The following is a 12775-nucleotide window of genomic DNA, read 5'->3' as shown; positions in this document are numbered from 1 at the left end:
CGTCGCGCAGGCGCGTGTCGGGCGCGCCGATGTTGAGGATGACGCTGTCGCGGGCCTCGGGCAGGTCGGCGAGCGCGAGCAGGTCGACGGCCGGGGCGTTGACCACGAGGAAGCGGGGCGCCCCGCTTCGGGCGATCTCGGCGAAGGCCGCGCGGATGTCGGCGTCGGGGGCGATCACCGTGCTCGTGAGGGCGAAGGCGAGGCCGAGGAAGCGCCCGGTGGCGTTGGCGTCGCGCAGGCCGAGCTCGGCCCCGCGCAGCCCCGCATCGGCCGGCACGGGCGGCTCGTTGTTGAGCGGCTTGGCCCGCTCGACCCGGCGCTCGAGGTAGTGGATCGCCAGGGGCGGGCCGGCCGGCGCGGCCCGGAGGGGCGCGGGGGACGCGAGCAGCAGGAGCGGGAGGCCCATCGCGACGAGCCATCGGCGCTGCCGGTGATCCTTGTATCCCATGATCCTGGGCCTGGGTCTTCGCTGGCGCCTGCGTCGCTGGCGCCTGACGCGTTCGAGGCTGTCCGCCGCACCTCGCTGCGCTCATCCTGCCAGCCTGTGAGATAAATTCTCGGAACGTCCCTGTCCATATTCAATCGTTAATAAGATACGCACGGCATTAAAGTTGCTGCGTTGCGAAAAAAACGATCTTCCAGCGCTAATTTTTGTCGGCGAAGCAAAAAACTTTCTGAGTTTCCAATTTTTATTACTTGATATAAGGCATCCAGCGCCGCGCTGCTTCGACAGATGCGGTGCGTGGTGAGGTATGGAAACATGAATTGTACGAAGACGCTTCTCGGCCTCGCGCTGATCGTGACGATCTGCGGCGCGCCGGCGTCACCGGTGATGGCGCACGGCGATGTCCAGCCTCAGCCGGTGAATACGGAGGGACTGAGGCCTCTCGGAGACACGATGCTCGAAGAGAACCCCTACCGCGGTGACCCGAAAGCCGTCGCGATCGGCTTTTCGGCCTACACCCAGAACTGTGCGCGCTGCCACGGCCTGGAGGCGATCTCCGGCGGCCTAGCTCCCGACCTGCGCTACCTCGAGAAGGGCAAGGAGGGGGACACCTGGTTCCTGGAGCGGATCCAGAACGGGGCGACGGTGAACGGTGTCTACAAGATGCCGCCGTTCAAGGGTGTCTTCAATCAGGAAGCGATGTGGGCCATCCGGTCCTACCTCGAGTCGCGGCACGAGGACTGATGGACCGGCCGCAACCGGCGGGAGCGCTCTCCGGCAGAGCGACAACCCGTCCGCCGATCGCAGGCGTGGCAGGGCGGGGATCGCAGGTCGCCGGTGCATCGGGTGCGATCGGGTCCGGCCTTCGGCCCACCGGTCGTCCGGCCGGTCGGGCCTGGTGTTCGTGGTGCCGGCTCCTGGCTGGCGTCCTCGCCGCTTTGGTGGCCTCGCCTGGAGGCGCGCTCACGCGTCCGCTCGACACCGTCGTGGCGTCCGGGATCCTGCGGGTCGCCCTCTACAGCGACAACCGACCCTTCTCCGACACGCGCGCGGACGCTCTGGAGGGCATCGAGGTCGACATGGCGCGCGCGATCGCGGCAGCCCTGGGTGTCGCGGCGGAGATCCGCATCGTCGAGGCGGCCGAGACCGTCGACGGCGACTTCCGCCTGAATCTCTGGAAGGGTGACCTCGCCGGCTCGCCGCTCGCCGACCTCATGCTGCACGTGCCGTACGACAGGCAACTCGGCCTGCGCAACGAGCAGATTGTCCTCACGGCTCCGTATCACGAGGAGCAGCTCGCGCTCGTCGTCCGCTCCGGCGCGGATACGCACGCGATCGACGGGCTCGAGGAGCGCAGCATCGCCGTCGCGGGGGCGAGCGCCGCGGATACGATCCTGCTGTTCGCCGAGGGGGGCCGCCATCGCGTCAAGCTGCGCCACTTCCGCGATTTCGAGGCGGCGGCACGGGCCTTTCTCTCCGGTGAGGCCGCCGCTCTGGCCGGCGCCAGGAGCGCGATCGAGGCCGTCCTGCACGGCGTCCAGCCCTCGACCGAACGGATGTCGCTCGTGGATCTGCAGTCGACGGGCCTCATGCAGGTACGGCTCGTACTATGCGGCGCCGTGCGCAGTGATTCGCGCGATCTCGGCTATGCCGTCGGCGACGCTTTGACGGCGATGCGGCGGGACGGGCGGCTGGCCGCGATCTTCTCCCGCTACGGCGTGTCCTACGCAGCGCCCCCCGGCGAGTAGCCGGCGCGAACACGCCGCGGTCGCGCCCGGCCGTCGAGGTTCCCCGCCCGGTGGCAACCCGACCGGGTCTGACCGGTCTGTCGCTGATGCGCCCTGCGCAGCCGATCCGCCTCGTTTCGCGAAATCGGCATTGCATCGCAAGACGATCAGATCGGACCCGAAGTCGTTGCTGCAAAGCAAATGCGTCATTTAAACTCAAACGCAGAGCCTGCGCAAAAATTTTGAGAGAAGACGAACTCTTCGCAATGCAAACTATTGTAAGAATGAGTGATATGCGTTTTTATTTCCAAATTCATATTTTTTCTATGGACGATTGTCTTCCGGCTATGGCAGCTATACTAGGCGGACTTGAGAGGCGCCATACATAGGTGTCCCTGCCGCACGGGCCAGCACCTCTGGCCAAATCATGCGGAGGAAATCGGGATGGTATTTCGCAATCAGCTCCTGGCTGCGGCCAGCGGCCTCGCGCTCCTCATCGGCGCGACCGCCGCGTCGGCGGAGGGTGGTGTCACGGATCAGGACATCCTGAACGACGCTCAGACCCCGCAAGATGTCGTCTCGAACGGCCTCGGGCCGCAGGCCCAGCGCTACAGCCCGCTGAAGGCGATCAACCGGGACACCATCAAGGGCCTCGTGCCGGCCTACTCGTTCTCCTTCGGGGGCGAGAAGCAGCGCGGCCAGGAGAGCCAGGCGCTCGTCAAGGACGGCGTCATCTACGTCACCGGCTCCTACTCGCGCATCTACGCGATCGATTCGCGCACCGGCGAGAAGAAGTGGGAATACGCCGCCCGCCTGCCCGAGGGCATCCTGCCCTGCTGCGACGTCGTGAACCGCGGCGCCGCGCTCTACAAGGACAAGGTGATCTTCGGCACCCTCGACGCCAAGCTCGTGGCCCTCGACCAGAAGACCGGCAAGGTGGTCTGGCGCAAGGACATCGACGACTTCAAGGCCGGCTACAGCTACACGGCCGCGCCCCTCATCGTGAAGGGCAAGATCATCACCGGCGTGTCGGGCGGCGAGTTCGGCATCGTGGGCCGGGTCGAGGCGCGGGACGCCGAGACGGGCGAGCTCGTCTGGCAGCGGCCGGTCATCGAGGGCCACATGGGCACGCTGAACGGCAAGCCTTCGACCATGACCGGCAAGGTCAACGAGACCTGGCCGGGGGACATGTGGAAGTTCGGCGGCGGGGCCACCTGGCTCGGCGGCACCTACGACCCCGAGACCAACCTGATCTACTTCGGCACCGGCAATCCCGGCCCATGGAACTCCTGGCTGCGTCCGGGCGACAACAAGTGGTCGGCTTCCCGCATCGCGCTCAACCCGGAGAACGGCGAGATCGTCTGGGGCTTCCAGACCACGCCGCACGACGGCTGGGACTATGACGGGGTGAACGAGTTCATTCCGTTCGATCTCGACAAGGACGGCAAGACCGTGAAGGCCGGCGCCACCGCCGACCGCAACGGGTTCTTCTTCGTGCTCGACCGCACGAACGGGAAGTTCATCTCGGCGACGCCCTTCGTCAGCGGCGTCAACTGGGCCAAGGGCTTCGGCGCGGACGGCCGGCCGATCTACGATCCGGAATACCGTCCGGGCGACCCCAGCAAGGCGGCCGACGGCGGCAAGGGGAAGGTGGTCCATGTCACGCCGAGCTTCCTCGGCGCCAAGAACTGGATGCCGATGGCCTACAGCCCGGACACGAAGCTGTTCTACGTCCCCTCGAACGAGTGGGGCATGGACCTCTGGAACGAGCCGGTGAACTACAAGAAGGGCGCCGCCTACCTCGGCGCCGGCTTCAACGTGAGCCCTAACTTCAAGGACCATATCGGTTCGCTCAAGGCGATCGACCCGGCCACCGGCAAGACGGTCTGGGAATACAAAAACAACGCGCCGCTCTGGGCGGGCGTCCTGACGACGGCCGGCAACCTCGTCTTCACCGGCACGCCGGAGGGCTTCCTGAAGGCCTTCGATGCCAAGACCGGCGAGGAACTCTGGAAGTTCCAGGTCGGCACCGGCGTCGTCGCCTCCCCGATCACCTGGGAGCAGGACGGCGAGCAGTGGGTCGGCGTCGCGGCCGGCTGGGGCGGCGCGGTGCCGCTCTGGGGCGGCGAGGTCGCCAAATCGACGTCCCACGTCAACCAGGGCGGCAGCTTCTGGGCCTTCAAGCTGCCGAAGAAGCTCGCCGCGAACTGACGGTTCCGGACGGCTTCCGGAACCGCTGACGACACCGCGTGCGCGACGTTGCGCACCCGGCGTCGAGAATGCCGGGCGGCCCGGAGCCGTCCGGCGGCCGGCCCGATCGTCGGGACAGGAGCGCGGCAGACGCTCTGCGACGATCGGCCTTCGAGGAAGCGTGGAACGTCGGCGCGTCGCGCCGGGAAAGGGCTGAATGATGTCTCAGGGTTTCATCGGAGAATTGCTGGGCACGCTCGTGCTCATCCTCATGGGGAACGGCGTTGTCGCGAACGTGCTGCTCGCCGGGTCCAAGGGCAACGGCGGCGGCTGGATCACCATCACCGCCGGCTGGGGCTTCGCGGTGCTCGCCGGGGTCGTGGTGGCGATCGCCGCTGGCTCGCAGGGCCACATCAACCCGGCGGTGACGCTGGCCTTCGCCTATGCGAGCGGCGATGCCTCGAAGGTCGTCCCCTACATCGCGGGTCAGTTCGCCGGGGCCTTCCTCGGGGCGACACTGGTCTGGCTCTCCTACCTCGCCCATTGGGCGAAGACCGAGGATGCCGGCCTCAAGCTCGCCTGCTACTCGACCGGTCCCGCGATCCGGGACGTGAAGGCGAACCTGCTCACGGAGGCGATCGGAACCTTCCTGCTGGTCTTCGTGGTCATCGCGATCTTCTCCAAGAGCGTCGGCACGACGGGCCCGCTCGGCCCGATCATGGTCGGCTTCCTGGTCTGGGGCATCGGGCTCTCGCTCGGCGGACCGACCGGCTACGCGCTCAACCCTGCTCGCGATCTCGGGCCGCGGATCGCGCATGCCGTCCTGCCCATCTCCGGCAAGGGCAGCTCGGACTGGAGCTACTCCTGGATCCCCGTCGCCGGTCCGATCGCGGGCGGCGTGCTCGCCATCATCCTGTCCAAGGCGGTGGGCCTCGGCTGATTCGGTTCCTGCCCGGGGGAAGGTCCGGATCGAAGACTGACCTTCCGCCCTTGGCATTGGCCGAGTTGCTGAATATACTTGAAAAACACGGACAGAATTTTATCTTAAGCTTAGCGCTGGCCGTACAGAACGCAATCAGCGCAATACAGGGAGGCTGTAGCCATGAATGCACGCGCCGATATTCCTACCACGACCCCGAATCTGCCGCCGGAGATCCGCGCCTGGCTCTCGAAGGAGCGCCACCTCCTCATCGACGGCAAGTGGGTGCCCGCTCAGTCCGGCAAGACCTTCGAGGTCACCGACCCGGCGACCGGCGAGGTCATCGCCCACGTCGCCGAGGGCGACAAGGCCGACGTCGATCTCGCCGTGAAGGCTGCGCGGCGCGCCTTCGAGGGCGGACCCTGGGCCCGGATGACGCCTTCCGCCCGCGGCCGCCTGCTGCACCGCATCGGCGACCTCATCCTGGAGCATGCCGACGAGCTCGCAGCCCTTGAGGCGATCGACAACGGCAAGCCCCGGAACGTCGCCAAGGCCGCCGACGTCACGCTGTCGGCCGACATGTTCCACTACATGTCCGGCTGGGCCACCAAGATCGAGGGCAAGTCGATCCCGATCTCAGCGCTCGCCGCGCCCGGCTCGGACTTCTTCTCCGCGACCCGGCCCGAGCCGATCGGCGTCGTCGGCCAGATCATCCCGTGGAACTTCCCGCTGCTGATGGCCGCCTGGAAGCTCGCGCCGGCTCTGACCACCGGCTGCACGGTCGTGCTGAAGGTCGCCGAGGAGACGCCGCTCTCGGCCCTGCGCCTCGGCGAGCTCATGATCGAGGCCGGCCTGCCGGACGGTGTGGTCAACATCATCGCCGGCTTCGGCGAGACGGCCGGCGCCGCGCTCGCGGCCCATCCGGACGTGAACAAGGTCGCCTTCACGGGCTCGACCGAGGTCGGCAAGATCATCGTGCGCGCGGCCTCGCAGGACCTGAAGCGCGTCTCGCTCGAGCTCGGCGGCAAGTCGCCGAACATCATCCTGCCCGACGCCGATCTCTCGCTCGCGATCCCCGGCGCGAACGCGGCGATCTTCTTCAACCACGGCCAGTGCTGCAACGCCGGCTCGCGGCTCTTCGTGCACCGCTCGATCTTCGACAAGGTGATCGACGGCATCGCCGCGGAGGCGAGCAAGATCAAGATCGGGCACGGCCTGGTGGACGGCACCGACATGGGCCCGCTGGTCTCCTCGGTGCAGTACGAGCGGGTGAACGGCTACATCGCCGCCGGCCGCGAGGAGGGCGCCCGGGAGATCGTCTGCGGCGACGATGTCCCGAGCGGCAAGGGCTACTTCGTGGCCCCGCGCATCCTCACCGACGTCAATCCCGGCATGAAGGTGGTCCGTGAGGAGATCTTCGGCCCGGTGCTGGTCGCCACGCCCTTCGACGAGGTCGACGACGCGCTGATCGCCGAGGCCAACAACTCCGTCTACGGGCTGGCCGCCGGCGTCTGGGGCAGGGACACGGGTCTCGCCCAGCAGGTCGCGCACCGGCTCCGGGCCGGCACGGTGTGGATCAACTGCTACCACGTCTTCGACGCGGCGCTGCCCTTCGGCGGCTACAAGCAGTCCGGCTGGGGCCGCGAGATGGGCCAGGCGGTGCTGTCGAACTACCTGGAGACCAAGGCCATCACCACGCGCCTCGGCAGCCTGTAACGGAGAACGCGCGGGAGCCACCCGGCTCCCGCGGATCCCGTACGGCGGCATTTCCAGGGCGGATGCGATCAGGGGACCGTCCGGCGCGACCGAAAGGCTGAAGCCCGCTCCGTCGGCGCCCGCGCACGACAGGAGGTGTCATCGGGCTCGGGACCCGATTGTCCGTCGTCCGCCGATTCCAGCTCCGCCTGCGAAAGCCCCCGAAATTCTGACATGCCGGCAGCCACGAAAGCTCGGCTGCCGGCCCGCGCACCCTGCACCGTTCGACAGGAATGATGGCCTAAAGCGCGAGGTCGTCTCCCGCTCGGATGAAGGGCTTGCGCAGGCGTGCCCAATCGCATGCCGAGCCGGGGCGCGGGCCGTTAGCCGGCCATATCAGCGCTTTCGGGGAGACTTGGCGGAGAGGGGGGGATTCGAACCCCCGATGCCCTTGCAGGCATGCCGCATTTCGAGTGCGGTGCATTCAACCGCTCTGCCACCTCTCCGCGAAGTGCCTCGACGAGACGGGCGGTGCCTAGCATGAACGGTCGGGCTTTCACAAGCGTTTCCGCACCTCCGCCAGGGCGGCGACGTGCCCGCGCAGCCCGGCCGCGAAGCGCTCCGGCGCGTAGAGGGCGCGGGTGCGGGCCTGCACGTCCGCGGGCTGCGCGCGGGCGGCGCGGACCGCGGCCGCGAGGCGTGCCGGGTCGCGGGGAGCGAGGCAGGCCTTGTCGGCCCCGGTCTCCGCGATCATCGCCCGGTGGGCGGGGATGTCGGAGGCCGCCACCGGCAGGCCGCGGGCGAGCGCCTCGGCCAGTGCCAGGGGCTGCGTTTCGAGCGTGGAGGAAAACAGCGCGAGGCCGACCCCCGCGAAGGCCTGGTCCGGCGTCCGCTCGCCCGCGAAGGTCACCGCGTCGCCGAGCCCGAGGGCAGCGATCCTGGCGCGCAGGGCGCCCGCGTAGGCGGGGTCGAGCTCCGGGCCGATCAGGGTGAGGTGGGAAGCCTCGAAGGCCGGCTCGCCGCGCAGCTGCGCGAACGCCTCCACGGCGAGGTCCTGGCCCTTCCGGGGGCCGAGGGCGCCGACCACCGCGAGGGCGGTGCGATCGGGCGCGGGCGTCCCGTCCGCGTCGGGCAAGGCGAGGGGGTTGCGGATCAGGGTCGCGGGCAGCCCGGGGGGCGCTGCCGCGTGCGGGCTGATCAGGATGCAGGAATCGGCGAGCGCCGCCCGCAGCCGCGCGCTCCGCCCGGTCCCCGCCGGGGCGTGCAGGTGCCAGAGCAGGTGCGGGCGCGGGCGCAGGAGCCGGGCGGCGAGGCCGTAGACGTAGAGGCTCGGCTCGTCGTGAACGTGGATGATGTCGGGCCGCAGGCGGCGGAGCGCATGCGCCTCCGCGGCCACGAGCCGCGCGAGGAGGGGCAGCACGGCGCGCTTGCGGCGGGCGCCGGTGAGGGGCTCGGCGGGGAAGCGGAGCGGCACCCGCTCGTCCGCCTCTGGGAGCGGCGCGCGCACGGTGACGTGGTGCCCGGGCCGCAGCGCCGCGGCGCTGGCCAGCAGCACCCGGGTCGAGCCGCCCTGCGTGCCGTAGAGGGTGGGGAGCAGGATCCGGACCGGGCCGGCCCCGCTCCCCGCCGCCATCAGCGCGCGCCGGCGCCGGCGAGGGCCGCCGCCATCCGGCGCGCGAAGGCGACCGGGTCGCGCGGCGTGTCGCCGTCCTGGATGCGGGCGAGGTCGAGGAGCGTGCCGGCGGCGGCGGAGACGTCCGACTCGGGTCCTTCGGCGAGCCCGCGGATCAGCGGGTGGCGGGGATTGATCTCGAGGATCGGCAACCCCCCTCCGGCCGCGCGGCCGGCCCGGCGCAGCAGTCGCTGCATCTGCAGGTCCGGGCCGCCTCCCGAGGCCGAGAGGACCACGGCGCTGTCCACCAGCCGGTCCGTGGCGCGCACGTCGGAGACGTCGGCGCCGAGCGCGGCCTTCAGGCGGGCGACGAGGTCGTCGAGGCCCGCGAGCGCCTCGCCCGCTTCGCCCTCGGCGGGAAACGCCGAGAGGTCGATGCCGCCCTGGGTGACCGAGCGCAGGGGCTTGTCCGCGAAGCGTCCGAGCTGCTCGGGCCAGAAGGCGTCGACGTGGTCGGAGAGCAGCAGCACCTCGATGCCGTGGGCCCGGAAGCCCTCGAGCTGGGGCGAGTTCGCCAGGGCCTCGGCGTCGTCGGCCACGAGGTAGTAGATCGCCTCCTGCCCGTCCTTCATGCGCACCACGTAGTCGGGCAGGGCGGTCCAGCCCTCGACGGCCGAGGAGCGGAAGCGCAGGAGGGGTGCGATCTCGGCCCGGCGCTCGAAATCCTCGTAGATGCCCTCCTTGAGGACGGGGCCGAAATTCTCCCAGAAGCTCCGGTAGCCGTCCGCGTCCTTGGCGCGGCTCGCCAGCTCGGAGAGGACGCGGCCCGTCACCGCGCGGCGGATCCTGGCGAGCACCGGCGTCGCCTGCAGCATCTCGCGGGAGACGTTGAGGGGCAGGTCCTCGGTGTCGACGACGCCCTGCACGAAGCGCAGCCAGGGCGGCAGCAGCCCGGCCTCGTCGGTGATGAACATGCGGCGCACGTGCAGCCGCACCTTGCTCTCGCGCTCGTTCTCGAGGGCCTGGAACGGCTTCATGCCGGGGACGAACAGCAGGGCAGTGAATTCGAGCTGCCCCTCGGCCCGCCAGTGCAGGGTCGCCCAGGGCTTGTCAAAGTTCATGCCGACCTGGCGGTAGAAGCCCTCGTACTGCTCCTCCGTGATCTCGGACTTGGCCTTCCGCCAGAGGGCGCTGCCCTGGTTCGCGGCCTCCTCCTTGCCCTCCTCCTGCACGAGGGCGATCGGCACGGTGATGAAGTCGGCCCATTTGCGCACGACGTGATCGAGCCGATAGGTCTCGAGGTACTCGTCGGCATCCGCCTTGAGGTGAAGCACGATGTCGGTGCCGGGCTCCGCCTTCTCGGCGCGCTCCAGGGTGTAGCTGCCCTGGCCCTCCGAGGCCCAGGTCCAGGCCTCGTCGGCGCCGACCTTGCGGGAGGTGACGGTGACGCGGTCGGCCACCATGAAGGCCGCGTAGAAGCCAACGCCGAACTGGCCGATCAGGCTCGGCCGGTCCTCGGGGCTCGCCTCGCCGAGGGACTGGGAGAAGGCCCGAGTGCCCGAGCGCGCGATGGTGCCGAGGTTCTGGGCGAGCTCCTCCTTCGACATGCCGATGCCGGCATCGGCGATGGTGAGGGTGCGCGCGGTCTTGTCGGGGCGGATCCGCACCTTGGCGTCCGCCGGCAGCGCGCTCGCGGCGTTGGTGAGCGCGTCGAACCGGCGCCGGTCCATGGCGTCGGCCGCGTTGGCCACGAGCTCGCGCAGGAAGATCTCGCGGTCGGAGTAGAGGGCGTGGACCACGAGGTCCAACAGGCGCCCGACCTCCGCGCCGAATTCGTGCCGCTCCGCCGTCTCGCTCACGTGGTCCTCCTTGGCGAAAATCGGGGGCGATATGCAGCCGCCCCGTCCGGATTTCAATGCGCGCGTGCGATCCGCACCGCATCCCGTCAGGCGCGGCCGAGGATCGCGAGCCAGGTCAGCGTCGTGATCGGCGCGAGAAGCGTCGAGGCGAGCACCGAGGCGGCGACGAGCCCGGTCTCGGTGCGGTAGCGGACGGCGAGCAGGTAGGCGTTGATGCCGACCGGCATCGCCGCGAACAGCGTGGCCACCCCCGCGTAGGCCGGCGGCATCGCGAAGACGTGGAAGGCCATGAGCCAGACGAGCGCCGGGTGCACCACGAGCTTCAGGAGCGCGATCACCAGGGCGCCCGGCAGGTCGAACAGCACGCGGTAGCGGCGCAGGCCGGCCCCGAGGGCGATCAGCGCGCAGGTGGAAGCGGTCGCCGAGAAGGCGTCGATGAGGGCCTTGGCGGGGCCGGCCGGGACGATGCCGCCGCCCTTCAGCGCGAGGCCGATCATCAGGGACACGAAGATCGGGTTCTTGATCAGCACGAGGCCGAGGCCGCGCAGCCGGTGCAGCAGCGGCCGGTCTCCCTCGGCCTCGATCAGGAAGGTGGCGCATCCCATCATCAGGGGCAGGTGCACGGCGAGCAGCAGGAAGAGCGGGAAGGCGCCCGCATCCCCGTAGGCCTGCAGGATGGTCGGCACGCCGACGAAGATCGTGTTGGACTGGCTCGCCGCGAAGCCGTGCAGGATCGCGCCCTGGCGGTTGATGCCGGCCCGGCGCAGGGCGATCAGCGAGCCCGCCGCCCAGGCGATGCCGGCGCCCCCGAAGTAGGAGAACCAGTAGCCCCAGGCGATCTCGCCCGTGAGGCCCGGCCGCGTCAGCGTGCCGATGATCAGCGCCGGCACCGCGATGGCGAAGACGTACTCGGAGAGCCCGTCGCTGACCCGCTCCGAGAGCAGGCCGAGGAGCGCGGCCCCCCAGCCGATCAGGATGATCCCGAAGATCGGGACGATGATGGTGACGGCGTTCATGCCGGGAGGCCGGGCCGAATGATCATAAAAGCGCCACACGGCGCGCGCGGACTGCACAGCTTGGGGGAACGGCGTAGGAGTGCGCGATGGCAATCATCATCCTCGACCCCGTGTCCGGGAAGCCCGTGATCATCAACCTGCCTCCGCAGGACGGATCGGCGGCCTGAGCCGCTCACCGGTCGAAGACAGCCTGGAGCGCCGCCCGGTCCCGCGCGGCCGGTAGGGCCAGGAGCGTCAGCACCCGCGCCTTGTCGGGCGTCAGATCACCCGCGAAGACCGCGCCGGCCCGGGCGAGCGTGTCGCCGCCGCCCTTGAAGCCGTAGACGGGCAGTGCCCGCCCGTTCTCGACCTGGCTCGCGACGACGACGGCCACCCCCCGGCGGATCGCCTCCACGATGGCGTCGTGCATCGCGGCGTTGACGTTGCCGAACCCGTAGGCCGCCACCACGATCGCGTCGGCGCCGCTCTCCACCGCGTGGCGGACCTGGTGACCGTCGGCCCCCGCATACATCGCCACCATGTCGACTCGCGGCAGCCGCTCCGGCAGCGGCAGGGTCTGGCGCCGGAGCGACCGGCGGTTGAAGATCACCCGGTCGTCGTCGATGGCGCCGAGGAAGCCGGCCTCGCCGGAATTGAAGGTCTCGACGTTGCTCGTATGGGTCTTGCGCACCTCGCGGGCGGCGTTGATCCGGTGGTTGAGGGTCACGGTCACCCCTTGTCCGCGGGCCCCCTCCGCCAGGACCTGACGCACGGCGCCGAGGAGGTTGCGGGGGCCGTCCGTGTCGGGCGCCGACGCGTTGCGCTGCGCGCCGACCATCACCACGGGCTTCTCCCCGTCCAGGGTGAGATCGAGGAAGTAGGCGGTCTGGTCCAGGGTGTCGGTGCCGTGGAGGACGACGGCGCCGGCGGTCTCGGGATCGGCGAGGAGGCGCGTGAGGGTCCGCGACAGCTCCGGCCACAGCGCGGGCCCCATCTCGTCGCTCGGGAGGTTGCTGAACTCCGTGACCGCGATGCGCGCGAGCGCCCCGAGCCCCGGCACCGCGCCGACGAGATCCTCGCCCGAGAGGGCGGGCACCGGCGCGCCGGTCGCCGGATCATTCTTCATCGCGATGGTGCCGCCGGTCGCCACGACCGCGACGCGCGGCGCGGCTGCGCCGCCGACCTCGTTCATCGGGTGCTCGCTCATCCGCCCTTCGCCCTGTCCGGCCCTCCCGGGGGCGCCTAGCACGGGTGCCGGCCGCGGGGCGACCCGTCGCGGCGCCCGACCAACCCCGGGACGGCATGCGCCGGGCGGGGTTTGTCACGCGCTCGG

Annotated in this window: 9 protein-coding genes, 1 tRNA gene and 1 pseudogene; 5 read left to right on the top strand and 6 right to left on the bottom strand. The window is 69.9% G+C overall.

Annotation, left to right across the window (positions count from 1 at the left end; translation table 11 throughout):
* Positions 1-406 (bottom strand): annotated as a pseudogene (locus ACLBXP_RS06280) (ABC transporter substrate-binding protein); the annotation flags it as partial.
* Between the two features lie 354 nt (positions 407-760).
* Between ACLBXP_RS06280 and pedF the strand changes: the two are divergent.
* From pedF to ACLBXP_RS06255, 5 genes are all read left to right on the top strand, one after another.
* Complete coding sequence (gene pedF / locus ACLBXP_RS06275) at positions 761-1189, top strand: cytochrome c-550 PedF (protein WP_447666707.1); 429 nt, start codon at positions 761-763, stop codon at positions 1187-1189.
* Between the two features lie 242 nt (positions 1190-1431).
* A complete protein-coding gene (locus tag ACLBXP_RS06270; RefSeq protein ID WP_447666706.1) occupies positions 1432-2193 on the top strand; it encodes a substrate-binding periplasmic protein in 762 nt (253 codons plus the stop codon).
* A 423-nt stretch (positions 2194-2616) separates the two neighbouring features.
* Positions 2617-4383: a PQQ-dependent methanol/ethanol family dehydrogenase gene (locus ACLBXP_RS06265; RefSeq protein ID WP_447666705.1), complete on the top strand. Its 1767-nt coding sequence runs from the start codon at positions 2617-2619 to the stop codon at positions 4381-4383.
* A 199-nt stretch (positions 4384-4582) separates the two neighbouring features.
* Positions 4583-5302, top strand: a complete 720-nt coding sequence (locus ACLBXP_RS06260; protein ID WP_447666704.1) for an MIP/aquaporin family protein — start codon at positions 4583-4585, stop codon at positions 5300-5302.
* A gap of 162 nt (positions 5303-5464) precedes the next feature.
* Positions 5465-6997 carry an aldehyde dehydrogenase family protein gene (locus ACLBXP_RS06255; protein WP_447666703.1) on the top strand — a complete coding sequence of 511 codons (1533 nt, stop codon included), beginning with the start codon at positions 5465-5467 and terminating at the stop codon, positions 6995-6997.
* A 395-nt stretch (positions 6998-7392) separates the two neighbouring features.
* Here ACLBXP_RS06255 and ACLBXP_RS06250 read toward each other — a convergent pair.
* From ACLBXP_RS06250 to ACLBXP_RS06230, 5 genes are all read right to left on the bottom strand, one after another.
* Positions 7393-7482, bottom strand: a tRNA-Ser gene (locus ACLBXP_RS06250).
* 50 nt (positions 7483-7532) lie between these two features.
* Positions 7533-8609, bottom strand: coding sequence for a glycosyltransferase (locus ACLBXP_RS06245; protein WP_447666702.1), 1077 nt, complete (start codon positions 8607-8609; stop codon positions 7533-7535).
* Positions 8609-10447 carry a molecular chaperone HtpG gene (gene htpG, locus ACLBXP_RS06240; protein WP_447666701.1) on the bottom strand — a complete coding sequence of 613 codons (1839 nt, stop codon included), beginning with the start codon at positions 10445-10447 and terminating at the stop codon, positions 8609-8611. Before htpG ends, ACLBXP_RS06245 begins: the two co-directional genes overlap by 1 nt.
* 86 nt (positions 10448-10533) lie before the next feature.
* Positions 10534-11463, bottom strand: coding sequence for an AEC family transporter (locus ACLBXP_RS06235; RefSeq protein ID WP_447666700.1), 930 nt, complete (start codon positions 11461-11463; stop codon positions 10534-10536).
* A gap of 172 nt (positions 11464-11635) precedes the next feature.
* Positions 11636-12649 (bottom strand): asparaginase, encoded by a 1014-nt coding sequence (locus tag ACLBXP_RS06230; RefSeq protein WP_447666699.1) that lies wholly within the window; start codon positions 12647-12649, stop codon positions 11636-11638.
* Positions 12650-12775 lie beyond the last annotated feature (126 nt).

The sequence above is a fragment of the Methylobacterium sp. A54F genome (assembly GCF_053346035.1).
The sequence above is the reverse complement of the archived record's forward strand: the minus strand, read 5'-3'. Positions and strand labels throughout refer to the sequence as shown.